The sequence below is a fragment of the Bradyrhizobium japonicum USDA 6 genome, from assembly GCF_000284375.1.
In the GTDB taxonomy this organism is placed as follows: Bacteria; Pseudomonadota; Alphaproteobacteria; order Rhizobiales; family Xanthobacteraceae; genus Bradyrhizobium; species Bradyrhizobium japonicum.
Genome location: NC_017249.1, coordinates 5,528,367 through 5,552,638, shown reverse-complemented (window position 1 = coordinate 5,552,638; position 24,272 = coordinate 5,528,367). Strand labels below are relative to the sequence as shown.

General features: G+C 64.2%; 22 protein-coding genes. 11 read left to right on the top strand and 11 right to left on the bottom strand.

Translation table 11 applies throughout. From position 1 onward, the window contains the following. Positions 1 to 43: 43 nt before the first annotated feature. On the bottom strand, positions 44 to 691 hold the full coding sequence (locus tag BJ6T_RS26325; protein ID WP_014495555.1) for an alpha/beta hydrolase: 648 nt from the start codon (positions 689 to 691) through the stop codon (positions 44 to 46). Between the two features lie 345 nt (positions 692 to 1,036). On the opposite strand from BJ6T_RS26325, the gene BJ6T_RS26320 reads away from it, so the two are divergent. The 8 genes from BJ6T_RS26320 (at position 1,037) to BJ6T_RS26285 (ending at position 8,599) form a co-directional block, all read left to right on the top strand. After that, the gene (locus BJ6T_RS26320; protein ID WP_014495554.1) at positions 1,037 to 2,176 is read left to right on the top strand and encodes a cysteine desulfurase family protein; all 1,140 of its coding nucleotides are present in this window, start codon (positions 1,037 to 1,039) and stop codon (positions 2,174 to 2,176) included. Between the two features lie 115 nt (positions 2,177 to 2,291). Beyond that, positions 2,292 to 3,788 carry a Fe-S cluster assembly protein SufB gene (gene sufB, locus BJ6T_RS26315; protein WP_014495553.1) on the top strand — a complete coding sequence of 499 codons (1,497 nt, stop codon included), beginning with the start codon at positions 2,292 to 2,294 and terminating at the stop codon, positions 3,786 to 3,788. Between the two features lie 62 nt (positions 3,789 to 3,850). Further along, on the top strand, positions 3,851 to 4,603 hold the full coding sequence (gene sufC, locus BJ6T_RS26310; protein WP_028169545.1) for a Fe-S cluster assembly ATPase SufC: 753 nt from the start codon (positions 3,851 to 3,853) through the stop codon (positions 4,601 to 4,603). 11 nt (positions 4,604 to 4,614) lie between these two features. Beyond that, a complete protein-coding gene (sufD, locus tag BJ6T_RS26305; protein ID WP_014495551.1) occupies positions 4,615 to 5,919 on the top strand; it encodes a Fe-S cluster assembly protein SufD in 1,305 nt (434 codons plus the stop codon). After that, complete coding sequence (locus tag BJ6T_RS26300; protein ID WP_014495550.1) at positions 5,916 to 7,163, top strand: cysteine desulfurase; 1,248 nt, start codon at positions 5,916 to 5,918, stop codon at positions 7,161 to 7,163. The genes sufD and BJ6T_RS26300 overlap by 4 nt, the downstream gene beginning before the upstream one ends. Beyond that, on the top strand, positions 7,160 to 7,531 hold the full coding sequence (locus tag BJ6T_RS26295; protein WP_014495549.1) for an SUF system Fe-S cluster assembly protein: 372 nt from the start codon (positions 7,160 to 7,162) through the stop codon (positions 7,529 to 7,531). Before BJ6T_RS26300 ends, BJ6T_RS26295 begins: the two co-directional genes overlap by 4 nt. A gap of 106 nt (positions 7,532 to 7,637) precedes the next feature. Continuing rightward, positions 7,638 to 7,979 (top strand): HesB/IscA family protein, encoded by a 342-nt coding sequence (locus tag BJ6T_RS26290; protein WP_014495548.1) that lies wholly within the window; start codon positions 7,638 to 7,640, stop codon positions 7,977 to 7,979. A 182-nt stretch (positions 7,980 to 8,161) separates the two neighbouring features. Beyond that, complete coding sequence (locus BJ6T_RS26285) at positions 8,162 to 8,599, top strand: TfoX/Sxy family protein (RefSeq protein WP_014495547.1); 438 nt, start codon at positions 8,162 to 8,164, stop codon at positions 8,597 to 8,599. A gap of 67 nt (positions 8,600 to 8,666) precedes the next feature. Here the strand turns inward: BJ6T_RS26285 and fabA are convergent, their stop codons facing one another. From fabA to BJ6T_RS26265, 4 genes are all read right to left on the bottom strand, one after another. Beyond that, complete coding sequence (fabA, locus tag BJ6T_RS26280) at positions 8,667 to 9,197, bottom strand: bifunctional 3-hydroxydecanoyl-ACP dehydratase/trans-2-decenoyl-ACP isomerase (protein ID WP_014495546.1); 531 nt, start codon at positions 9,195 to 9,197, stop codon at positions 8,667 to 8,669. Between the two features lie 104 nt (positions 9,198 to 9,301). Beyond that, entirely contained in the window at positions 9,302 to 10,369 is a 1,068-nt protein-coding gene (locus BJ6T_RS26275; RefSeq protein ID WP_014495545.1) for a GGDEF domain-containing protein, read from the bottom strand. Between the two features lie 165 nt (positions 10,370 to 10,534). Next, complete coding sequence (locus BJ6T_RS26270; RefSeq protein ID WP_014495544.1) at positions 10,535 to 12,067, bottom strand: DEAD/DEAH box helicase; 1,533 nt, start codon at positions 12,065 to 12,067, stop codon at positions 10,535 to 10,537. 300 nt (positions 12,068 to 12,367) lie between these two features. Continuing rightward, on the bottom strand, positions 12,368 to 13,378 hold the full coding sequence (locus tag BJ6T_RS26265; RefSeq protein WP_014495543.1) for a helix-turn-helix domain-containing protein: 1,011 nt from the start codon (positions 13,376 to 13,378) through the stop codon (positions 12,368 to 12,370). Positions 13,379 to 13,577: 199 nt separating this feature from the next. Here BJ6T_RS26265 and BJ6T_RS26260 point away from each other — a divergent pair, with 199 nt between their 5' ends. Further along, positions 13,578 to 15,098, top strand: coding sequence for a caspase family protein (locus tag BJ6T_RS26260; protein ID WP_014495542.1), 1,521 nt, complete (start codon positions 13,578 to 13,580; stop codon positions 15,096 to 15,098). 49 nt (positions 15,099 to 15,147) lie between these two features. Here the strand turns inward: BJ6T_RS26260 and BJ6T_RS26255 are convergent, their stop codons facing one another. Further along, positions 15,148 to 15,432 (bottom strand): hypothetical protein, encoded by a 285-nt coding sequence (locus BJ6T_RS26255; protein ID WP_014495541.1) that lies wholly within the window; start codon positions 15,430 to 15,432, stop codon positions 15,148 to 15,150. A 121-nt stretch (positions 15,433 to 15,553) separates the two neighbouring features. Here BJ6T_RS26255 and BJ6T_RS26250 point away from each other — a divergent pair, with 121 nt between their 5' ends. Beyond that, positions 15,554 to 16,813 carry an FAD-dependent oxidoreductase gene (locus BJ6T_RS26250; RefSeq protein WP_080593896.1) on the top strand — a complete coding sequence of 420 codons (1,260 nt, stop codon included), beginning with the start codon at positions 15,554 to 15,556 and terminating at the stop codon, positions 16,811 to 16,813. 179 nt (positions 16,814 to 16,992) lie between these two features. Continuing rightward, on the top strand, positions 16,993 to 17,760 hold the full coding sequence (locus BJ6T_RS26245) for an outer membrane protein (RefSeq protein WP_014495539.1): 768 nt from the start codon (positions 16,993 to 16,995) through the stop codon (positions 17,758 to 17,760). 106 nt (positions 17,761 to 17,866) lie between these two features. Here the strand turns inward: BJ6T_RS26245 and BJ6T_RS26240 are convergent, their stop codons facing one another. From BJ6T_RS26240 to parE, 5 genes are all read right to left on the bottom strand, one after another. Further along, positions 17,867 to 18,637, bottom strand: a complete 771-nt coding sequence (locus tag BJ6T_RS26240) for an SDR family NAD(P)-dependent oxidoreductase (RefSeq protein ID WP_014495538.1) — start codon at positions 18,635 to 18,637, stop codon at positions 17,867 to 17,869. 21 nt (positions 18,638 to 18,658) lie between these two features. Then, positions 18,659 to 18,844, bottom strand: a complete 186-nt coding sequence (locus tag BJ6T_RS26235; RefSeq protein WP_014495537.1) for a hypothetical protein — start codon at positions 18,842 to 18,844, stop codon at positions 18,659 to 18,661. 275 nt (positions 18,845 to 19,119) lie between these two features. Continuing rightward, entirely contained in the window at positions 19,120 to 20,649 is a 1,530-nt protein-coding gene (locus tag BJ6T_RS26230; RefSeq protein WP_014495536.1) for an outer membrane protein, read from the bottom strand. 268 nt (positions 20,650 to 20,917) lie between these two features. Continuing rightward, entirely contained in the window at positions 20,918 to 21,700 is a 783-nt protein-coding gene (locus BJ6T_RS26225; RefSeq protein WP_014495535.1) for an outer membrane protein, read from the bottom strand. Positions 21,701 to 22,125: 425 nt separating this feature from the next. Beyond that, positions 22,126 to 24,171 carry a DNA topoisomerase IV subunit B gene (gene parE, locus BJ6T_RS26220; protein ID WP_014495534.1) on the bottom strand — a complete coding sequence of 682 codons (2,046 nt, stop codon included), beginning with the start codon at positions 24,169 to 24,171 and terminating at the stop codon, positions 22,126 to 22,128. Between the last annotated feature and the right edge of the window lie 101 nt (positions 24,172 to 24,272).

The following is a 24,272-nucleotide window of genomic DNA, read 5'->3' as shown; positions in this document are numbered from 1 at the left end:
CCCGGATGCCATCCGGGCTACAAGATCTTGGCGCTACAAGGCCTTAGCGCACGTTGGCGAGGCGCATGTCGAGATAGGCTGTGATGGTTTCCATCAGCGGCTCGAGCTTGGCGTCGAAGAAGTGGTTGGCGCCGGGGATGACCTGCTGGTCGATCACGATGCCCTTCTGCGTCTTCAGCTTCTCGACCAGCGTGTTGACGTCCTTGGGCGGCACCACCGCATCCTTCTCGCCGTGCACGATCAGCCCCGACGAGGGGCAGGGCGCGAGGAACGAGAAGTCGTAGAGATTGGCAGGCGGCGCGATCGAGATGAAGCCCTCGACCTCGGGACGGCGCATCAACAGCTGCATGCCGATCCAGGCGCCGAAGGAGAAGCCGGCGACCCAGCAGGCGCGTGCTTCGGGATTGATGGTCTGCGCCCAGTCGAGGGCGGCGGCCGCATCCGACAATTCGCCGGTGCCGTGGTCGAACGAGCCCTGGCTGCGGCCGACGCCGCGGAAGTTGAAGCGCAGCACCGAGAAGCCGCGATGCGCGAAGGCGTAGTAGCACTGGTACACGATCTGATGGTTCATCGTGCCGTGGAACTGCGGATGGGGATGCAGGATCATCGCGATCGGCGCGTTCTTCTGCTTGGCCGGGTGATAGCGGCCTTCGAGACGGCCAGCAGGGCCGGTGAAAATGACTTCAGGCATGATGATCTCTTGATTGATCCCTTGAAGACGCTCTTCAGCAATCAACCGATTGTGCGGACTTCATCGACTGCTGTGCCGATCAAACCGCAAATGGAAGAGTGGAGCGGCGCCCTCGGATGGTGCGCGAGCGGCGCGCGGTGAACTGACGCGGGCGTTCTAACATGAGGCGAGGGTCAAAAAGCAAGCATCTTGAACATCCCGCAATGGGCTCAAGATGTTAGCGCGTCACGGCGGCGTCATTGAACGGTGGGGATTCGGAATCGAGTTGCCAAGCGCTCCACGGGGGCCCATGTCGGGCTCCGGGACGGGCACACCAGCCCGATTCATGGAGTAAGATAATACCTCATGCCGAGCCGTGTCTATCTCGACTGGAATGCGACCACGCCGCTGCGTGCTCAAGCGCGGACCGCGATGCTCGCCGCCTGGGAGCTGATCGGCAATCCGTCCTCGGTCCATGCCGAGGGGCGCGAGGCGCGCCGCCTGGTCGAGGAAGCCCGTGCCACGCTCGCGGCGGCCGTCGGTGCATTGCCGCGGAACGTCGTCTTTACATCCGCAGGGACCGAGGCTAACGCGCTCGCGCTGTCGCCCGGTCTGCGGAGATCGTCCGGCGGCGCTGTCGAGCGGCTTCTGGTCTCGGCCGTCGAGCATGCCTCGGTGCTGTCAGGCGGCCGGTTCCCAGCGGATAAGGTCAGCCAGATCCCGGTCACACGCGCCGGCGTCATCGACCTCGACCGTCTGAAGGCGTTGCTTGGCGACGGCCCGCCGGCTCTGGTCTCCATCATGGCTGCGAACAACGAGACCGGCGCAATTCAGCCGATCGCAGAGGCTGCAGGGATCGTCCATGGGTCGGGGGGGCTCCTGCACATCGATGCGATCCAGGCGCTGGGGAAAATCCCGTTCGATATCAAGACTGTGGACGCAGACCTTGCGACCTTTTCCGCGCACAAGACCGGCGGCCCCAAGGGCGTCGGCGCGCTGGTCCTGGCGGAGGGGATCGCTGGGCTGGAACCCGTGCTGCGGGGTGGCGGACAGGAGCTGAGCCGCCGCGCGGGAACCGAAAACGTCGCCGGCATCGCCGGCTTCGGGGCAGCGGTGAGATCTGCCATTCAGACACTGCCGGAGGATGCGGAGCGGATGGCAACCCTCAGAGATTCCTTGGAAAATGGTATCCGCGGGATCGCCGGCGCGATGGTCTTCGCGGATGACGTCAAGCGGTTGCCAAATACCATCCTTTTCACTGCCCCCGGCCTGAAGGCCGAAACCGCCGTGATCGGCTTCGATCTCGAAGGCGTGGCTGTGTCCTCGGGCTCAGCCTGTTCATCAGGCAAAGTGCAGCCGTCTCACGTGCTGTCGGCGATGGGGTATGATGCCACCGTTGCCCAGGGAGCGGTGCGTCTCAGTCTGGGCTGGTCCACGGAACCAGATGACATCAACAGGGCGTTAGAGGCTTGGCGAAAGCTTGGTAATACCCTACTTAGAGCGTAACCGACGAAACACGGCTTGAACGGTTCTAAGCGCGTGCTTTCTGCGGAAAAACATCGTAATACTCGTCCAAGTTTGTGATCCACCGCGGTCCTTGAAACCGCGAGCGGAGGATAGAATGCCAGCCGTGCAAGAGACGGTCGAGCGCGTGAAGCGCATCGACGTCGATCAGTATCGTTATGGGTTTGAGACCCTGATCGAGTCCGACAAGGCCCCCAAGGGGCTGTCGGAAGAGACCGTCAAGTTCATCTCTGAGAAGAAGAACGAACCCGCCTGGATGCTCCAGTGGCGGCTCGAGGCCTATCGGCGCTGGCTGACCATGACCGAGCCGACCTGGGCGCGCGTCGACTATCCCAAGATCGACTTCCAGGACCTCTATTATTACGCGGCACCGAAGCCGAAGAAGACGGTCACCTCGCTCGACGAGATCGATCCGGAGATTCTCAAGACCTACGAGAAGCTCGGCATTCCCCTGCGGGAAGTCGCCATGCTCGAAGGCGTCGAGCCGAAGCCCGGCGAGGAAGATCCGGCCCGGCGCAAGATCGCGGTCGATGCTGTCTTCGATTCGGTCTCGGTTGCGACCACGTTCAAGGCCGAGCTGAAGAAGGCCGGCGTGATCTTCATGCCGATCTCGGAGGCGATCCGCGAGCATCCCGAGCTGGTGCAGAAGTATCTGGGCTCGGTGGTTCCGACCTCGGACAATTTCTACGCGACGCTGAACTCCGCGGTGTTCTCCGACGGCTCGTTCGTCTACGTGCCGCCGGGCGTGCGCTGCCCGATGGAGCTGTCGACCTATTTCCGCATCAACGAGCGCAACACGGGCCAGTTCGAGCGCACGCTGATCATCGCCGACAAGGGCTCCTACGTCTCCTATCTCGAAGGCTGCACCGCGCCGCAGCGCGATGAGAACCAGCTCCACGCGGCCGTGGTCGAGCTCGTCGCGCATGACGATGCCGAGATCAAATATTCGACGGTGCAGAACTGGTATCCCGGCAATTCGGAAGGCAAAGGCGGCATCTACAATTTCGTCACCAAGCGTGGCGACTGCCGCGGCAACAATTCCAAGATCTCCTGGACCCAGGTCGAAACCGGGTCGGCGATCACCTGGAAGTATCCGAGCTGCATCCTGCGTGGCGACAATTCGCGCGGCGAGTTCTACTCGATCGCGATCTCGAACGGCTTCCAGCAGGTCGATTCGGGCACCAAGATGATCCACCTCGGCAAGAACACGTCGAGCCGGATCATCTCCAAGGGCATCGCCGCCGGCAAGTCGCAGAACACCTATCGCGGTCTGGTCACCGCGCACCGGAAAGCGACCGGCGCGCGCAACTTCACCGCCTGCGATTCCCTGCTGATCGGCGACAAATGCGGCGCGCACACCGTGCCGTATATCGAGGCGAAGAACTCTTCGGCGACGTTCGAGCACGAGGCCACGACCTCGAAAATTTCCGAGGACGTGCTGTTCTACTGCATCCAGCGCGGCCTCAGCCAGGAAGAAGCCGTCGGCCTCGTCGTCAACGGTTTCGTCAAGGACGTGCTGCAGCAACTGCCGATGGAATTCGCGGTGGAAGCGCAGAAGCTGATCTCGATCTCGCTTGAAGGGTCGGTCGGCTAATCGCCGACCCTCGCGGTGCGCTGCGGCGCTCCATGCATCATTTGAATGGACTGGACACCAAGATGGCTTTGCTTGAAGTGAAGGATTTGAAAGTTCGTGTCGAGGAGCGTGAGATCCTCCACGGGTTGACGCTGACCGTGAACGAGGGCGAGGTTCACGCGATCATGGGGCCGAACGGCTCCGGCAAATCGACGCTCTCCCACGTCATCGCCGGCAAGCCCGGCTATGAGGTCACCGACGGCCAGATCCTGTTCAAGGGCGAGGACCTGCTGGAGATGGATCCCAACGAGCGCGCCGCGAAGGGCGTGTTCCTGGCGTTCCAGTATCCGGTCGAGATTCCCGGCGTTGCCACCATGACCTTCCTGCGCACCGCGCTGAACGCGCAGCGCAAGGCGCGCGGCGAGAGCGAATATTCGACCCCGGACTTCCTGAGGAAGGTCCGCGAGGTCTCGAAGTCGCTGAACATCCCGCAGGACATGCTCAAGCGCGGCGTCAATGTCGGCTTCTCCGGCGGCGAGAAGAAGCGCAACGAGGTGCTGCAGATGGCGCTGTTCGAGCCGAGCCTGTGCATCCTCGACGAGATGGATTCCGGCCTCGACATCGACGCGCTGCGCATTGCGGCCGACGGTGTCAACGCATTGCGCTCGCCCAAGCGCGCGATGGTGGTCATCACCCATTATCAGCGGCTGCTGAACTACATCGTGCCCGACGTCGTGCACGTGATGTCGAAGGGCCGTGTCGTGAAGAGCGGCGGCAAGGACTTGGCGCTGGAGCTGGAAGCGTCCGGCTACACCCAGTTCGAGGATGCCGCGTAAGGAATTTTGCGATGAACGTTGCTGTGGCAAAGACCGGAAACGGCCGCGCGGTGAGCGATCTCTTCGCCAGCGCCGAAGGCCGCCTGCCGGGTTCGCCTTCTGTGATCGCGGTACGCCGCGAGGCGTTCGAGACCTATGAGCGTCTCGGCCTGCCGCATCGCCGGATCGAGGAATGGAAATACACCGACCTGCGCGCGCTGGTGGGCGAGGTGCCGCCGCTGGCAGCCAGCCCCGATGCGGCCGCGTTGAAGCGCGCCGCGGATGCCGTCAAGGCGCACGCGATCGCAGGTGCCCGCAAGCTGGTGCTGGTTGACGGCGTGTTCGCGGCCGATCTCTCCGACGTCAAGGCGCTTGCCTCTGAGGCGGGCCTCAAGACGCTGCGGGAAGCGTTGGAGAAGGACGCAGGTCTCCTGAAGACCGCGGCCACCGATGCCGTGATCGCGCTGAATGCTGCGCTGGCAACCGACGGCGTCGTGTTGTCGATCGCCGACGGCGCGCAGCTGTCCGCGCCGATCCAGATCATCCACATCGCGACCGCTTCGTCCGCGTCGGCTTTCAGCCGTTCGCAGATCGCGATCGGGAACGGCGCTCGCGCCACCATCATCGAGAGCTTTGTGGGGGCCGGTGCCAAGGCCTACCAGGTCAACGACGCCGTCATCCTCTCGGTCGGCGACAATGCCGACGTCGCACATATCCGCCTGTTGGACGATGCGCCCGACGCGGTGAACGTGACCTCGCAGTTCGTCACGGTCGGCGCGAACACGAAGCTCAATTTCTTCAACATGACCACCGGTGCGGCCGTCAGCCGCCTGCAAGGCTTCATCACGCTGGCGGGCGAGGGTAGCGATCTCTCCGTCAACGGCGTGAACCTGCTGCAGAAGACCGAGCACGGCGACACCACGCTGGTGGTCGATCATGCCGTGCCGAACTGCATCAGCCGCGAGGTCTTCCGCGCCGTGATCGACGATCGCGCCCATTCGGTGTTCCAGGGCCGCATCATCGTCCGTCCCGATGCGCAGAAGACCGACGGCAAGATGATGACCCGCGCGCTGCTGCTTTCGGACGAAGCCGAGGCCGACAACAAGCCGGAGCTCGAGATCTTCGCCGATGACGTCTCCTGCGGCCACGGCGCCACTGCCGGCGCGCTCGACGACAGCTTGCTGTTCTATCTGAAGGCGCGCGGTCTCCCGGAGAAGCAGGCCCAGGCGCTGCTGATTCAGGCTTTCGTGGGTGAGGCGATCGAGCAGATCGCCGATGACGGCTTGCGCGAGCACGTGATCGGCATCGCCGAGCGCTGGCTGGAGCGGCGCCAATGAGCACGCATCCCGCAGTCAAGAACGGTGCCTACGACGTCGCACGCGTGCGCCAGGATTTTCCGGCGCTGGCCATGCAGGTCTACGGCAAGCCGCTGGTCTATCTCGACAACGCCGCCTCGGCGCAGAAGCCGAGCGCCGTGCTCGACCGCATGACGCAGGCCTATACGAGCGAATACGCCAATGTGCATCGCGGCCTGCATTACCTCGCCAATGCCGCCACCGAGGCCTATGAGGGCGGTCGCAGCAAGGTTGCGCAGTTCATCAACGCGCCGCGGACCGAAGAGGTCATTTTCACCCGCAACGCGACGGAGGCGATCAACCTCGTCGCGTCGTCCTGGGGCGAGCCGAACGTTGGGGAAGGCGACGAGATCGTCATCTCGATCATGGAGCACCACTCCAACATCGTGCCGTGGCATTTCCTGAGGGAACGCCATGGCGCCGTGATCAAGTGGGCGCCGGTCGACGACGAGGGTAACTTCCTCATCGACGAGTTCGAGAAGCTGCTGACCGCGAAGACCAAGCTGGTCGCGATCACGCAGATGTCGAACGCGCTCGGCACTATTGTCCCGATCAAGGACGTCGTCAAAATCGCGCATGCGCGCGGCATTCCCGTGCTGGTCGACGGCAGCCAGGGTGCGGTGCATCTGCCTGTCGACGTCCAGGATCTCGGCTGCGATTTCTACGTCTTTACCGGCCACAAGGTCTACGGGCCGACCGGCATCGGCATCCTCTGGGCCAAGTACGACCACCTCGTCGCGATGCGTCCCTATAACGGCGGCGGCGAGATGATCCGCGAGGTCTCGCGCGACATCGTCACCTATGGCGATCCCCCGCACAAGTTCGAGGCAGGCACGCCTGCGATCGTCGAGGCCGTGGGCCTTGGCGCGGCCATCGACTACGTCAATTCGATCGGCAAGGAGCGCATCGCCGCCCACGAGCACGATCTCACCACCTATGCCCAGGAGCGCTTACGCGAGATCAACTCGCTGCGGCTGATCGGCACCGCCCGGGGCAAGGGCCCGGTGATCTCCTTCGAGCTCAAGGGCGCTCATGCCCACGACGTCGCCACCGTGATCGACCGCCAGGGCATCGCGGTGCGCGCCGGCACCCATTGCGTGATGCCGCTTTTAGAGCGGTTCAACGTGACTGCCACCTGTCGGGCGTCGTTCGGCATGTATAATACGCGGGAAGAAGTCGATCATCTGGCACAGGCGCTGTTGAAGGCGCGGGATTTGTTCGCATGAGTGACACGGCCGAAGTCAAAGCCAATCCGATGGAGACCCAGTCGGCGCTGCCGCCTGAGGAGACCGAGCGTCTCACCACCGAAATCATCGCAGGCCTCAAGACCGTGTTCGATCCGGAGATCCCGGCCGACATCTACGAGCTGGGCCTGATCTACAAGGTCGAGATCAAGGACGACCGCTCGGTCGACGTCCAGATGACGCTGACGACGCCGAACTGCCCGGCTGCCGGCGAGCTGCCGACCATGGTCGAGAACGCGGTCGCCAGCGTCCCCGGCGTCGGCGTGGTCGACGTCAAGGTCGTCTGGGAGCCGCCGTGGTCGCCGGAACGCATGAGCGACGAGGCCCGCCTCGTGCTCAACATGTGGTGACGGTCTCAGCTCGCATTGAATTCGCTCCGCAACGGACCACATAGATAACATGACCCAGGCAACACCAGCTTCGACACCAAAGCCCCGGCGGCCGCGCCCGCAGGTGATGCGGCTGACGGATGCCGCGGCCCAGCGCATCAGCGAGCTGACCCAGCGCGCCGATTCCGAGATCGTGGGCCTGCGCGTCGGCGTGAAGAACGGCGGCTGTGCCGGCCAGTCCTACACGGTCGAATACGCCCATGATGTCCGCCCGACCGACGAGGTCGTCGAGGACAAGGGCGTCAAGATCCTGGTCGATCCCAAGGCCGTGCTGTTCCTGCTCGGTACCGAGATGGACTACAAGGCCGACAAGATGCAGGCCCAGTTCGTCTTCAACAACCCCAACCAGGTCTCCGCCTGCGGCTGCGGCGAGTCGGTCGAGCTGCGGCCCGCGAAGATCGACGGGTAAGCCGCACTGTCGCCGATTATGCCTCTGTCGTCCCGGCGAAAGCCGGGACCCATACTGCGTGATCGGGCGATGACGCTCGATATCAGTACCACGCTGGCAGGACTAATAGTCTTCGCTAAACTCCTCCCTGTGGTTATGGGGCCCCGCTTTGGCGGGGACGACGCTGGGGGGAGAGTTGGGCCATGGACCGCGAATTCCTGATCGACCTGTTCGCCGATTTCGGCCCCGTCACCATCCGAAAAATGTTCTCCGGCTACGGCATCTCGGCCGACGGCATCAACTTCGCGCTCGCCTTGCGCGCGGGCCTGTTCTTCCGCGCCGACGAGGTCACCATCCCGGGCTTTGAAGCGGAAGGCTCGAAGCCGTTCCAGTATTCGACCCGCGCCAAAACCGTGCTGGTGAATTCCTATTGGGAACTGCCGGCGCGCCTGTTCGACGATTCCGAGGAGCTCGCCCAATGGGCGAGGGCAGCGCTCGCCGCCGCCCAGCGCGCCAGGGTGAAGAAGCGGCCGAGGAAGAAAGCGGTGGCGAAGAAACCTGCTGCCAGGAAGCGTCCGGCGAAGAAGGCAGCCAAGAAGGCGGTGCGTAGGGTGGGCAAAGCGAAGCGTGCCCACCGTTAAGCTGCTGGTGTGGAGAGATGGTGGGCACGGCGCTATGCGCCTTTGCCCACCCTACAAGACCGCACGCTCAGTCCACCGCCTTGGTCAGTCCGACCCTCATGTCCTTGGCGATGAAGACCCCGACGCCGTCGGCAAGCACGCGACCGTCGGCAATTCCGAGCACCAGCTTGCCGCGTCGGACCATGCGCATGGCAACTTCGTAGCGCACGCAGCCCGTGTCGGGCGTGATGGATCCCGTGACGTCGACCTCGCCGACGCCGATGGCGCGGCCCTTGCCCGGTGAGCCCGACCAGCCGAGCCAGTAGCCGATCATCTGCCACATCGCATCCAGGCCGAGGCTTCCCGGCATCATCGCGTCACCGCGATAGTGGCAATCGAAGAACCAGTGGCCGGGCACAATATCGAGCTCGCCGACGATGTGGCCCTTGCCGAACTCGCCGCCGTCCAGGCTGATCTCGGTGATGCGATCCATCATGAGCATCGGCGGGGCCGGCAATTGCGCGTTGCCCGGGCCGAAATAGCCGCCGTCGCTCGATCTCAGCAGTTCGTCCCTGGTGTAGGACGGTTGCGGTGTGTGAAAGTCATGGGGATTGGGCAAGACGACAAGACCTCTCGACGCTCGCAGTCGGGCGGCGGGGAAGATGTCGTTCGGCGGGTTGGAATGTCAAGCACCGGCCGTCTCTTAGGCGCGCTGCTTCGGCGTCAGGCCACCCGGCTGTGCGACTCGATCGCGAATTCCGGATCGGCCTCGCAGATCACGCGGTTGCGGCCGTTGCGCTTGGCGGCATAGAGGCAGGCATCCGCACGCTCGATCAGCGCGTCGGGATCGTCGCCCTGCTTGAGCATGGAGACGCCGACGGAGATTGTGACGCGGCCGAGGATCTCGCCGGTCGATTTCTTCTTCAATTCCTTCGCCATCACGGCGCGGCGGATGTGATCTGCAACGGTGAGGGCCTGGCGCAGTGCCGTGTTGGGCAGCAGGACCGCGAATTCCTCGCCGCCATAGCGCGCGGTGATGTCCTGTCCCTTGATGGTCTGCTTCATGGACAGGCCGACCAGCCGCAACACCTGGTCGCCGGTGAGATGGCCGTAGGAATCGTTGAACGACTTGAAATGATCGATGTCGAACAGCAGCAGCGACAGCGGCTCGCCCGAGGCGAGCGCGCTCTGCACGGCCATGCCGATCATGCGATCGAAATATTTGCGATTGCCCAACCCCGTCAGCGGATCGGTCAGGCTCTCGGCGCGGATCGCCTCCAGGCTCTGCTGGAGATTGCTGATCTCGTTCTTGGACAGGGTCAGCCGGTCTTCCAACGCCTTGTTGGTCTCGCGCATCTCGCCGGTCGAACGCAGCAGCGTCTCGACGATCGACTTGATCTGGTCGCGGTTCTTGGCCGACGACAGTTGCTCGGTCGCGCCCGACAGGCTTGCATCGTAGGAGCCGGTCATCCCGAGTGCTTCGCTCAGCACCGTCATCACGTCGTCGATCTCGCCGATGACGCGTGCGCCGACCTTGTCGATGCGGTCGGTGGTCTTGATGTGGGAAAGATAGGTCTCGTAGATCTGCTCGAGATCGCCTTCGGTCAGCTTGCCGTGGCGCGCCAGCGTCTCGTTGATGATCTTGTTGAGCGGTGCGTTATAGCCGGTGGCGTAGACGTACCAGATCTCGTAATTGCGGGGAATTGCAGTCTGTCGAAGCGAACGGATCTGACCGAGAGCAACTTCGGCGAACGCCATCGTGCGTTCGTGTTCGTCGAGCACCTTGACCACTGAACATACCCCACAGCGGTCGGTGCGCCATCGACCGCGGCAATGCTTAAATTATGTTCGCAGGCTAACGGACGATCGTGAACGCTCTGTAAACAGACGTTCGCGAATGCATCAGAAAAAGTGTGGAGCGGCTCTTTTCAACCGAAGCTGAATCGCGCCGGCGCGTCAGGCGCCGGCGGGAGAACGCACCGGGCGGAGCAGAAACGCCGGAAGGTGCGAGTGATCGCCGGGCTCGGTGTCGGCCTCGCGCTGGCGGCGCGGCTCGGGGCGGCCGATCGACGGCACATGCGATGCATTGGCCTGCTGGCGCGAGCCATGGCGCGGCTCGGATGACGGCCTGGCTTCACGCGGAGGCCTTGCCTCGCGTGCGGGCCTCGGCTCGTGAGCGGGCCGTGCTTCGGCTGAAGGCCTTTCGGAAGCGTGTCTTGCCTCGCCACGCGGTTCGCGCGGCTCGTGGCTGCGCTCACGATCGCGACCGCCGCGCTGCGGCTTGCCGCGTCCGCCGCGCGAACGCTCGCGGCCGCGCTGCTCGCGCGGGCGCTCGGTCGCATCGCCGGCTTCAGCGTGGATCTCGTAATCGCCCTCGGCGCGAGGAATGTTCTGGCCGATCAGCTTCTCGATCGCCACCATCGACTTCTGGTCGAGCGGCGTCACGATCGAGATCGCGGTACCAGTGCGGCCTGCACGGCCGGTGCGGCCGACGCGATGGACGTAGTCGTCTGGATGATGGGGGACGTCGAAATTGAAAACGTGGCTGACCTCGGGAATGTCGAGGCCGCGGGCGGCGACGTCGGAGGCGACCAGCAGCGGCAGCTCACCCTTGCGGAATTGCTCGAGCGCCGCCATGCGGGCCGGCTGGTCCATGTCGCCGTGCAAGGCGCCGACGCTGAAACCGTGCTTCTGGAGCGATTTGTGAACGATCGCGACTTCGCGCTTGCGATTACAGAAGATGATCGCGTTCTTGAGATCCTTGGCCTCGCGCAACAGGCGGCGAAGCAATTCGCGCTTCTCATGCGCCTCGCGCCCCGCAGGCACCTGTGACTGCGTGACTGTTACGGCGGTGGTGGCGGGCTTGGAGACCTCGACTTTCTGCGGATTATGCAGGAAGGTCTCGGTGATGCGCCGGATCTCCGGCGGCATGGTCGCGGTGAAGAACAGGGTCTGCCGCGTGAACGGGACGAGCTTGCAGACGCGCTCGATGTCGGGAATGAAGCCCATGTCCAGCATGCGGTCGGCTTCGTCGATGACGAGGAGCTCGACGCCTGTGAGCAGGAGGCCGCCGCGCTCGGTGTGGTCGAGCAGGCGGCCGGGGGTGGCGATCAGCACGTCGACGCCGCGCGTCAGCTTGGCATCCTGGTCGCCGAAGGAGACGCCGCCGATCAGCAGGGCGACGTTGAGCTTCTGGCCGGCGCCGTAGCGGTCGAAGTTTTCCTTCACCTGCGCCGCGAGCTCGCGGGTCGGCTCCAGGATCAGCGTGCGCGGCATGCGCGCGCGGGCGCGCCCCTTTTCGAGGATGGTGAGCATCGGCAGCACGAAGGCCGCGGTCTTGCCGGTGCCGGTCTGGGCGATGCCGAGCACGTCCTTGCGCGCGAGCACGTGGGGGATCGCCTGTTCCTGAATGGGGGTGGGGGTGGTGTAACCGGTGGCCGCCACTGCGGCGAGGACTTTTTCGGACAGTCCGAGATTTGAAAAGGACATTGAGCCTCTGGTCGAAACCGCCGTTCGGAATCGAGGGTAATTAAGGCTGTCGCGTTCCACCCCGAAACGGCGCGCTCTCAAAGAAGCTGGGGGTGCTGACTCACGCGAACGAAGCGCAAGGCTCGAGAATCGGTCTTCGATCTGAGCCGCGTCGCCCCGGAACATAGGCGGGAATCGGCCAAAGTCAATGGAGCGGGCGCGGGAAGACCCTAAAAAACCTGAGGTTTTTGCCCAAATAGTGGGCCAGGCTGGGCTTTTCCGCCTCCACCGTTAACCGGGCGATAGCTGCCGGAAGGACGACTAACGCCCTTCTTGCCCCCGGGCCCGGAAATCGCCGGGGGCCATTCCGTAGGCCGCGTTGAAGACCCGGTAATAGGTCGCCAGGCTCTCGAAGCCGCAGGAGGTCGCGATATCAGCGATCAGCCGGTCCGGCGCCTCGCGCATCAGGCGGCGGCTCTGTTTCAGGCGTTCGTCCGTCACGGTCTGCGAAAAGCTCTTCGCCGCGGTTTCGAACAGCATGTGCAGGTGACGCACGGACACGCCGAGCTGGTCGGCCACCATCGCCGGCGCAAGACCGGGGTCTTGCAGATGGCGCGCGATCAGGCGACGCGCCTGCGAGAGCCGGGCGGTCCGTAGCGCGGCCTGCCCACGGCGGCTGCCGGGCCGCACGATACCGCGCTCGATCAGGGCCAGATGGGCCAAGGCCTGGACGAGCGAGGCTTGATCCAAGGAGGCTTGATCCAAGGAGGTCTGGGCGACTGAGGTCGCATCAGTGGCGCCGCTATCGCCCGCGGCGGCCTCATCGAGGTCGGCGAAGCAGGCGCCGAGCAGGGGCGCCAGGCCGGGATCGTTGAAGGTCCGGGGCGCAAGCTCGCGCATGCGCCTGTCCTGCGTGGAGAGGCTGCTCACGGGGATCTTCAGGATGCGCAGGTGGAAGCCGCCTGCGCCCAGCGGCGCGGTGCGATAGGGCTGGTCGGTATGGCTGGTGGCGAAGCTGCCGTTGGCGATCGCAAAGTCGCCGGTGCGCATGCCGCCGAACCAGCCGCCGCTGCCGAGCTGCTGGTAGACGCAGATGCTGTTGCCGGGCGCGTAGGCGATGTCGGAGTTGCTGCGCTCGACCGTGTAGTGCGAGGCCTTCAGCTCGACGAGGCCACCGCCGCCGAGCTGGCGCAGCGAGAATTCGCCGTAGAAGTCCGCGCGGCGTTCGCGCTCGAGTTCAGCGGTGACGCCGAACAGGCCCTTGGAACGGACCTCGCGCCAATAGTCGAACCGGTCATGCGGCTCGACCTCGTCAGTACACCATCGATACACGGCAGCCCCCGCTTGCAGCGCAGCTGCCTAGAAAAAGCAGATTCCGGAGGAATCTGCCATAGTCCTGATGACGGAACCCGAGGGCTCTCGGCGTTGAACCGTGGACATGGCTGGACCGACTATCGTCAACGGCGCAGGGGTCCCATGAATCGCTGTTCGAGGGGCCGGCGGAGCGCCGTTCTGCAACGGGATCTTTACGATGACGCGTCGGCTTTTCAGAATTCTGGCGGCCCTTGGCCTTGCGGTGAGCCTGAGCGGCTTCGCGCTGCCCGCACACGCCGAGAAGCGCGTTGCGCTCGTCGTCGGCAACAACGACTACAGGAACGTCCCCAAGCTCCTCAAGGCGGTCAACGACGCCCGCACCATGGGCGATACGCTGAAGCAGCTCGGCTTCTCGGTGATGGTCGCCGAGAACCAGAGCCGGCAGCAATTCTCCGAGACGCTGCTCGCGTTCGACAGGGCGATCGAGCCCGGCGACACCGCATTCTTCTTCTACGCCGGCCACGGCTTCGAGATCGCGGGCCAGAACTACCTGTTGCCGACCGACGTACCGGCGGCGACCGAAGGGCAGGAAGAGCTGGTGCGCGACGCTTCCATCCTGGCCGACCGCATCGTCGAGCGCCTTCAGAACAAGAAGGCGCGTACGTCGATCCTGGTGTTCGACGCCTGCCGCAACAACCCGTTCGAGCGCAAAGGCACCCGCGCGGTCGCAGGCGGCGGCGGCCTCGCGCCGATGGTGCAGCTGCCCGAAGGCGTGTTCTCGGTGTTCTCCGCAGGTCCCCGGCAGACCGCACTCGATCGTCTCTCCGACGACGACGCCAATCCCAATTCGGTGTTCACGCGCACCTTCGCCAGGGAGCTTCTCCAGCCCGGCGAGAACCTGGTGCAGGTGGCGCAGCGCACCCGCCGTCTCGTCAGCGAGATGGCGGACACCGTCAAGCACAGGCAGGTGCCGGTCTATTTCGACCAGATGGTCGACGACGTCTTCCTCAGCGGCGTTGCCAAGGACGCCACCGCCGCTGCGGACCCGGCCGATCCGCCGCCCCAGAAGCTCGCGACTCTTCCGCCGGTGTCGGTACCGCGCGTGCCGAAGGAAGAAACCACCAACGCGCCGATCGCCAGCTTCTCGCGGCACAATGGCGGCTGGAGCGTGGTGTTCTCCTTCGCGGACCCGACGCTCGGCATTTCCTGGCGCATGGCCGGCAATGGCGATTTCCGCGAGACCGGCTTCATCGACACGCTCGATCCGCGCACGCGCAAGCGGATGCCGAACCCGTCGATCGAATTGCCGCCGGATGCGCCGGCCGGCACCATCGAGGTCCGCTATGTCGACCAGTCCGGCGACATGCAGGGGCCATTCCCGATCCGGTTCGATCCCGAGGCCGCGCTGATCCGCGACCAGCGCAAGATCCTCGACATGACCGCGACGAGCTGGCTGTCGTTCCGCGAGTTCAACGGGCTGCTCGTCTACTACACGCACCTCGTGTCCTACCGCTGCGCCATCCGCGAGGTGCGCATCGGCATCGACACCGCCGTTCCGAACCAGGTGTTGAAGATGCCGGGCTGCGACATGCGCGATCCAAGCGCGATCAGCGCCGGCATGCCGCTCTATATGAAGCTTGCCCCGGCCACGCAGTTCGTCTCGGTGGAACTGACCTACCGCGATGGCAGCGTGTCGGAAATCAAGAGTTTTCGGGCCGCGAACCGCAGCAACAACTGAGCGGTCTGCGGTTCCACTGTCGGGCGGCGAGCGCAGTTGGCGCTGGGAACTAACCGCGACGCTTTCCGATGTAGCGCTTGATGGAGTCGATCGCTTCCATCAAGGGCGGCGCAAGCGAGAAGAACGTCCCCATGGCGATCGAGATGACGACATGGCGAAGCAGGACCTTCTCCTGTTCCTCGAACGGATAGCCGTTCTGGTCGACCCGTGCCGGCGCGAGCGTGCCCGCGTCCTGAGAACCCGGCTTCCGCGGCTTGCGCGGCGGCAGCATGATCACGACGAAAAGCACGTTGATCAGCAGCCAGATGCCAAGCACTATCAGTATGGTGCGCACCGCGGGATCATCCTGAAATCAATCGAAATTATCAGCAACGCTACTGGCCATTCGGCATTGCGGCAAACGAATTCCGGCTTGTTGCACCGCACAGGGTACTAAAGTTGTAAGCGAGCAGTTGATGACGGAATCTGATATGCTAGAGCACACCGTGCGTCACTCCGTGAGAGCCCGGTGTTGCATCGTTGGCGGCGGGCCGGCCGGCATGATGCTCGGCTATCTGCTGGGACGCGCCGGCATCGACGTTGTGGTGCTGGAGAAGCATGCGGATTTCTTCCGCGACTTTCGCGGCGACACCGTGCATCCCTCGACGCTCCAGGTGATGGATGAGCTCGGCCTGATCGATGGGTTCCTGAAGCTGCCGCACCAGCGCCTGCAGATGATGGACGGCCTGTTTGGGGGCACGCCCGTGCGGATTGCCGATCTCCGCCGGCTCCGCACCAAGTACCCGTTCATTGCCTTCATGCCGCAATGGGACTTCCTGAATTTCCTGCGCGAGGCCGGCCAGCGATTCGCCTCGCTCAAGGTGATGATGAATACGGAAGCCGTCGATCTGATCCGTCGCGGCGAGACCGTTGCCGGCGTGCGCGCGATGACACCGGATGGGCCGATCGACATCGAAGCCGATCTCACCATTGCCTGCGATGGCCGGCATTCGACAGTGCGCGAGCGTGCGGGGCTCCGCGTCGAGGAGATCGGCGCGCCGATGGACGTGCTGTGGTTCCGCGTCGGCCGCAAGGCGGACGAGACCGAAAACCTGTTCGCGCGCGTCGAGCCCGGAAAGATGATGGTCACGTTCGACCGCGGTGACTATTGGCAGTGCGCCTATGTCATCGCGAAAGGACAATACGAGGCGGTGAAGGCGAGGGGATTGCAGGCGCTGCTCGACGACGTCGTGCGCATGGCGCCGATCCTTCGATCCGGCATTGCCGATGTGAAGAGCTTTGACGACGTCAAGCTGCTCACCGTCGCGATCAACCGCCTGGCGCGCTGGACGCGGCCGGGCCTGCTTCTCATCGGCGATGCCGCGCATGCGATGTCGCCGGTCGGCGGCGTCGGCGTCAATCTCGCCGTGCAGGACGCGGTCGCGACCGCCAATTTGCTGGCCGACAAGCTTCGGCAGGGCTGCCCAACAGAGAATGAACTTGATGCCGTGCGCCGACGCCGCGAATTCCCGGTGAGGATGACGCAGCGCATGCAGGTGATCGTGCAGAACAACATCATCAGCGGCGCCCTGCAGGGCGGTGATCGGCCGCTGAAGGTGCCACTGGTCGTGCGCCTGATCACTGCGCTGCCATGGCTCCAGGGTATTCCGGCACGCCTGATTGCGCTCGGCGTGCGGCCCGAGCACGTGCAGTCGTACGCTGCACCGGCATCGTAGTGCAGGAGGTCGGTAGGGATAACGCGGCGTTAAATCGCGCGCCGCGCGTTGCGTGCGTGCAACAGCACAAACGGATTCACGTCGCGCCGCTTGCCAATCCGGCGTCTTAACTTTCTTGATTCAAATTTGAGTAAGACCTGCGTGTGACCGTGCCCCCATCAAAGGACACGGGGTGTACCATGCGTAACAAATTGATTGCCGCCTTCGCCTGCACGACCGCTCTGGTTTCGACCGGCGCTGCTTCAGCCGCCGATCTCGGTGCGCGCTACATGAAGGCGCCCGCCTACGCGGAGCCGCTGTTCAACTGGACCGGTTTCTATGTCGGCGGCCACATCGGTGGCGCATGGACCAACGAGCAGTTCATCAACAACGGGACCGGCGCGCCGTTCGGCGATCTCGTTCCGGGCCAGGGCTATCGCCAACGTGGCGCCGGCATCATGGGCGGCGCCCAGATCGGCTATAACTGGCAGGCCAACAACTACGTGTTCGGCATGGAAGGCACGATCTCCGGCCTCGACAACAAGGGCACGGTCGTCAACACCGCCTTCGGCGCCGCTGACGACATCTTCACATGGCGCGCCAACGTGCTCGCGACCGTCGTCGGCCGCGCCGGCTTCGCCGTGCAGAACAATTTGTTCTACATCAAGGGCGGCTATGCCGGCGTGAACAACCGTCTCAACGTCAACGACACCGTGGCGCCCTTCACGGGCTCGGGCGGTCAGACCCACTGGGCCAATGGCTGGACCGTCGGCGCCGGCTGGGAATACGGCATCACCCGCAACTGGATCGTCGGCCTCGAATACAACTACGCTGCCTTCGGCAGCCAGACCTATCAGCTCGGCGGCACCTCGGGTAACTACACCTTCGATGCCAAGCCGCGCGACATCCAGTGGGCCGTCGTGCGCGCGAGCTACAAGTTCGACGCACCGGTCATCGCGCGCTACTGAGCACGAACGACCAATCAGCAAAAGAAGACGATCACTGCCAAATTCAAAAGCCCCGGCATCGCCGGGGCTTCTTTTTGTGTGCAAGTTTTTTGGGTACAAGACGGCTTCAGGCCATCACGGAGAATCCACCGTCCACGGGGATCGCGGTGCCCGTGACGAAGTTCGAGGCGGGCGAGGCAAGGAACACGGCGATGCCGGCGAAGTCGTCGATATCGCCCCAGCGTCCCGCGGGCGTGCGCGCCAGCACGCGCTCATGCAAGCCAGACACCTGCTGCCGCGCGCCACGGGTGAGGTCGGTGTCGATCCAGCCCGGCAGGATGGCGTTGACCTGGATGTTGTCGGGCGCCCACGCATTGGCGCACGCGCGCGTGTACTGCACGATGCCGCCCTTGCTCGCCGCATAGGCGGTGGCGAAGCTCGCGCCGAAGATCGACATCATCGAGCCGATATTGATCACCTTGCCATTGCCCGACGCCTTCAGCGCCGGATAGGCCAGCTTCGAGCACACAAAGGCGCTGGTGAGGTTGGTGTCGATCACCTTGTTCCACTCGTCGAGCTCGAGCTCGTGCGGCGGCTTGCGGATGCTCATGCCGGCATTGTTGATGAGGATGTCGATCCGGCCGAGCTCCTTGACGACGCGGTCGATCATGGCCGCGACCGCCGCCTTGTCGGTGACGTCGGTGGTGACGGCAATCGCCTTCACGCCGCGCTGTCTGAGATCGGCGACGGCAGCGGCCGACTTGGGTTCGTTGCGTCCGACGACGGCGATATCGGCGCCGGCATCGGCGAGTCCGTGGGCGAGGCCAAGACCGATGCCGCCATTACCCCCTGTGACGATCGCGACTTTGCCGCGGAGATCGAACCGGTTGGATGTCATATTTGTATTCCCTGGTTTCTTCTATTGGTTGCTCTGCCAGATCAGGACCAGTCCGAAGCCGGCCATGGCTGCGCCATAGCCGGCCCATTGCAACTGGTTGACCATGAAGCTCGACTGCGGCCAGGCGACGGTGCCCGTTCCCTGTCCGATCCAGAGCAGCCCGACGGCGAGGGCAAACAGGCCTGCGATCAGCAGAAATCTGCGCATGCGCTCCTCCCTCGGCTCTGCTTCTGTCGCGCTGCGGCATGAACGATGTCCGCATCATTCGGATGCCGTCGCGAAAACTTCGACACAGACTAGCCGTAGCTCTGGTGCGGATACAATGGCCATCCCTGTGGGATGGTGCTGCCATGCGCTTGAAGAGGCTATTCGTCGCGGTCGTCATCGTGTCGGCCCTGCTGGCCGGCTACGTCGCCTGGCCTCGCCGTGCGGACCTGCGGGCGTTCGATCCGGCCGAGATAGCGCGGCTCGAGACCGCGATGTCAGTATTTGGCGACCACGGCGTTGGTTGCGTTGAAGCGATAGACCAGCGAGGTGCTGATGGTCTGCACCCACGGCTTGAACGTGATGAAATCGCCGAGCGGGCCGCCACCGAATGCCGGGCCGAGGTCGACCGGCAACGTGACACGGTCGTAGAAGGTCGAGCGGTATTCGGTCTTCATGAACCAGCCCGGCGCGGAGACACCGAGGATGTTGAGGCTGTTCTCGACGCCGCCGCCAACGAACCAGCCATTGCGATGGAAGGACGGCGTCGTCGCCACGTTCACCAGACCGATCGCATTCTCCAGGCTGGAGTGGCTCGCGCCCGACCAATCCGATCCCGAATAGCCGGCGTTGACATAGGACAGCACGTTCGGCGCAACGAGATAGCCGAGGCGCACGCCCGCGGCGTAGCTGGTCCGCAGCTTTTCCCGGCCTTCAGTGATCCGGCCGATGAAGTTCGGATCGCTGATCGAGCCGCTGAGGTCGCCGAACTGCGCGTCGGCGAATGCACCCGCGACCCACTTTGAGTTGAACTGCCAGTCGTAACCGAGACCGACGGTCCCGAACCAGCCATTGCCGCCAAAGCGCTGGTCACGCACGGTCGTGCCGAAGGGCGGGGTCTGGACGCCGCTATCTGCGTTCCAGAGGCCACCGCCACCGCCGCCGAAGACGTTGAAGCCGGTCCAGCCTGGGCCTGCCGCGATGTCTGGCGCCTTGGTGTAGAGGCGCGCCGGCGCTACAGCGGCCGCGCCGTTGTCGTTGAACCGATAGACTAGCGAGGTGCTGACGGTTTGCACCCACGGCTTGAAGGTCGTGGCATTGCCCGTGAGGCCGCCGCCGAAGGCGGGCGTGAAGGTCTCGGGCAGCGTGACGCGATCATAATAGGCCGAACGGTATTCGGTCTTCATGAACCAGCCCGGTGCCGAGATGCCGAAGATGTCCAGGCTGTTCTCGACGCCGCCGCCGACGAACCACCCGTCGCGGTGAAAGGACGCGGTGGTGACCGAGGGCATACCAAATCCGAATCCACCGGGAGGCAGCGGCGTGAAGGTGCTGCCCGACCATTCCGAGCCGGAATAGCCGGCATTGACGTAGGACAGCACGTTCGGCGCAACCAGGTAACCAAGCCTCACACCTGCCGCGTAGCTCGTGCGCAGCTTTTCGGTGCCCTCCGCAAACAGGGACGGGTCAGCGATGGAGCCGCGGATATCGCCGAACTGCCCGTCGGCAAAAACGCCGGCGACCCAGTTCGGCGTGAACTGCCAATCGTAGCCGAGGCCGACCGTCCCAAACCAGCCGGAGCCGCCGAGCCGCTGATCGCGCGTAACAGCAACCCCTCCGGGCGATGTCACCACGTTGCTGTCCGCATTCCACAGCCCGCCGCCGGCGCCGCCGAAGACGTAGAAACCGGTCCAGTTTGCGACCGGCGCCGGGGCGACGGACTTGAGGGGCTTGGCGCCGAGATCGGCTGCCGTGGCGGATCCAGAGCATGCAGCCGCGGCTGCAAATGCAATCACCAGTTTCTTCATTTCAAATCCCTCAGCCCGATCGTCTCGCCGCGACCGCAGCGCGATTCCATTCGATCTGTTCCAAGGGATAGAGGAGTTCCAGGCAGAAGGCTGTTGTTGGCCCGCAACAAAGGAAAATCTGCGCAGCGTTTGCGACGACACGGGCGGATTCTGCCGCCGCGCCTTGTATCGGAGTCGCGTGCCCGGATTCAGAATCAGCGGGGATGCACCTCACAACGAAAAAGCCCCGGACGATGCCGGGGCTTCGACGTCTGAACTTGCGTTCAGATCAGTACTTCGCGACGACCGGACCGGTCCAGTTGAAGCGGTAAACCAGCGAAGTGGAGATCGTCTGGTTCCAGCTGTTGGCGCGGATGCTGTTGCCGACCGGAACGTTGCTGACATCGAACAGCTCGTCCTGGGTCTTGGCACTGTAGAAGGCCGAACGGTACTCGGTCTTCATGAACCAGCCGGGCGAGGAGATGCCGAAGAAGTTCAGGCTGTTTTCGACACCGCCGCCGATGAACCAGCCGTTGCGGTTGTAGCTGTTGAGGTGGGCACCGACCGGGACGCCAGCGAGGTCAGTGAAGTTGGTCTGGCCGAAGTGGGCGCCCGAATAACCGCCGTTGACGTAGGTGAGAACGTTCGGAGCGGCCAGCCAGCCGAGGCGCACACCAGCGGCCCAAGAGGTTTCCAGCTTCTGGTTGCCCGTGATACCGTTGAACGGATCCTGGATGGTGGCGCGGATGCTGCCGAACTGGCCGTCAGCGAACACGCCGGCGACCCAGGTGCCGCTGAACTGCCAGTCGTAGCCGGCGCCGACCGTACCGAACCAGCCCGAACCACCCTGGCGCTGCGTGATCGTCAACGGTGTGCCGGACACCGTGTCCACAACGCTCTGGTCAGCGTTCGAGAGGCCACCGCCGCCACCGCCGAAGATGTAAAAGCCGGTCCAGTTGGCGACCGGCGCCGGCATCGGGGCCTTCACGTAGGGACGGGAGGCCAGATCGGCTGCCGAGGCCGAACCGGTCATCGCCGCGACCGCGGTCAGAGCGAGCAAAATCTTCTTCATGTTAAAATCCCCAACCTTGGTCTGTCCGGCAGGCGCGAGCGCACTGAAGTCCGATTGATTTGATGCCCGGACTATAGCCGCTTTCCGCCGAAATGCTGTTGCCGGACAGGCACAGTCGCCGGGAAACGCCGCTCGGCGGGGATTCCGGGCGGGATCGCCGAAATCCAAAATAACTCTAATATCCCAATGTGTTGCGTCATTTTCCGAAGATCGAATTCAGGTAACTTCTCGTTAGCAAATCCGGCTCTGTCCGAAATGGTAGCAATCCTGCTTCAGCCTTGGCACCGGTGAGTCGTTGGCCGAGTCGTTCCGCCTCAAGATGAGTCGGGCAACGGACGCGGCCTGGTCGGCCGCCCCGCGAAGGGTCGCAAACAAAAAAGCCCCGGCCGTGGCCGGGGCTTTTTGCGTGACCTCAGAAGGCTGCCTCAGACGTCCAGCAGCTCCTCGCTCGCGAACTCCGCCTTGTCCGAGATGAACGCGAAGCGCGCCTCGGCCTTGGTGCCCATCAGCCGCTCCACCGAATCCGCCGTGGTGTCGCGGTCGTCGGCGAGCAGCACCACCTTGAGCAGCGTCCGCTTGCGCGGATCCATCGTGGTTTCCTTGAGCTGCGCCGGCATCATCTCGCCGAGGCCTTTGAAGCGGTTCACCTCGACCTTGGCGTTGGCGTTGAACTCGCTCTTGATCAGCGCCTCCTTGTGCGCGTCGTCGCGGGCGTAGATCGACTTGGTGCCATGGGTCAGCTTGTAGAGCGGCGGCACCGCGAGGAAGAGGTGGCCCTCGTCGATCAGCCGCGGCATCTGCCGGTAGAAGAAGGTGATCAGGAGCGAGGCGATGTGGGCGCCGTCGACGTCGGCGTCGGTCATGATGATGATGCGCTGATAGCGCAGATCCTCTTCGCGATATTGCAAAAGCTGGCCGCAGCCGATCGCCTGCACGAGGTCGGAGAGCTGCGCGTTCGCCGTCAGCTTGTCCTTGCCGGCCGAGGCGACGTTGAGGATCTTGCCGCGCAGCGGCAACACCGCTTGCGTCTTGCGATCACGGGCCTGCTTCGCGCTGCCGCCTGCCGAGTCACCCTCGACGATGAAGAGCTCGGAGCCCTCGGTGCCGGCATCGGTGCAGTCGGCGAGCTTGCCGGGCAAGCGCAGCTTCTTGCCGGCGGTCTTGCGTGCCGTTTCCTTTTCCTGGCGACGGCGCAGCCGCTCCTCGGCGCGGTCGATCACGAAGTCGAGCAGCCGGTTGGCCATGTTCGGATTGCCCGACAGCCAGTGGTCGAACGGATCCTTCATCGCCTGTTCGACGATGCGCTGCGCTTCGGCGGTGGCGAGACGATCCTTGGTCTGGCCCTGGAATTCAGGCTCGCGCACGAACACCGACAGCATCACGGCCGCGCCCACCATGACGTCTTCCGACGTAATGGATGACGCGCGCTTGCCCTGACCGACGCGCTCGGCGTGATCCTTCAGGCCGCGCAGCAGCGCGCTGCGCAGGCCGGATTCGTGCGTGCCGCCATCGGGCGTCGGCACGGTGTTGGTGTAGGAAGACAGGAAGCCGTCGGCATCCGCGGTCCAGGCGACAGCCCATTCGCAGGCGCCATGCGCGCCGTTGCGGCCCGATTTGCCGGAGAAGATGTCGGGATGCACCAGGGTGTCGGCGTGGATCGCAGCGGCGAGGTAATCCTTGAGGCCGCCGGGGAAGTGGAAGGTCGCTTCCGCCGGCACATCCTCGACGCCCTTCAAGAGCTCGGGTGCGCAATTCCAGCGGATCTCGACGCCGCCGAACAGATAGGCCTTCGAGCGCGTCATCTTGAACAGGCGCTGCGGCTTGAACGCGGCCTTGGCGCCGAAGATGTCGGTGTCGGGCTTGAAGCGCACGCGCGTGCCGCGGCGGTTGTTGACCTTGCCGAGATCCTCGAGCTTGCCCTTCGGGTGCCCGCGCTCGAACGTCATGCGGTAGAGTTTCTGGCTGCGTGCGACCTCGACCTCGAGCAGCGAGGAGAGGGCGTTCACCACGGAGATGCCGACACCGTGCAGACCGCCGGAAGTCTCGTAGACCTTGGAGTCGAACTTGCCGCCCGAATGCAGCGTGCACATGATGACTTCGAGCGCCGACTTCTTCGGAAACTTCGGATGCGGATCGATCGGGATGCCGCGGCCGTTGTCGGTGACGGTGAGGAACCCATCTGCGCTGAGCTCGACTCCGATGAAGGTCGCGTGCCCGGCCAGCGCCTCGTCCATCGAGTTGTCGATGACTTCGGCGAAGAGGTGATGCAGCGCCTTCTCGTCGGTGCCGCCGATATACATGCCGGGCCGGCGGCGCACCGGTTCCAGGCCTTCGAGCACCTCGATATCGGCCGCGGTGTAGTCGGCTTCGCCGCCGGTCCCGCGCGAAGCCGCCTTGGCGGGCGCGCGCGACTTCGGCTCATCGCCGCCGAAAAAATCGTCTTTTGTTTTTGGCTTCAACTGCTTGGACATATATTTTGATGCACTTTGATGGCCGCGATGGCGGCGAATCGGTTCAGCCGACTATGCCACGGCTGGCCTGCAGAGGTCACCGCAGGTCCGCTGGGCGGGTG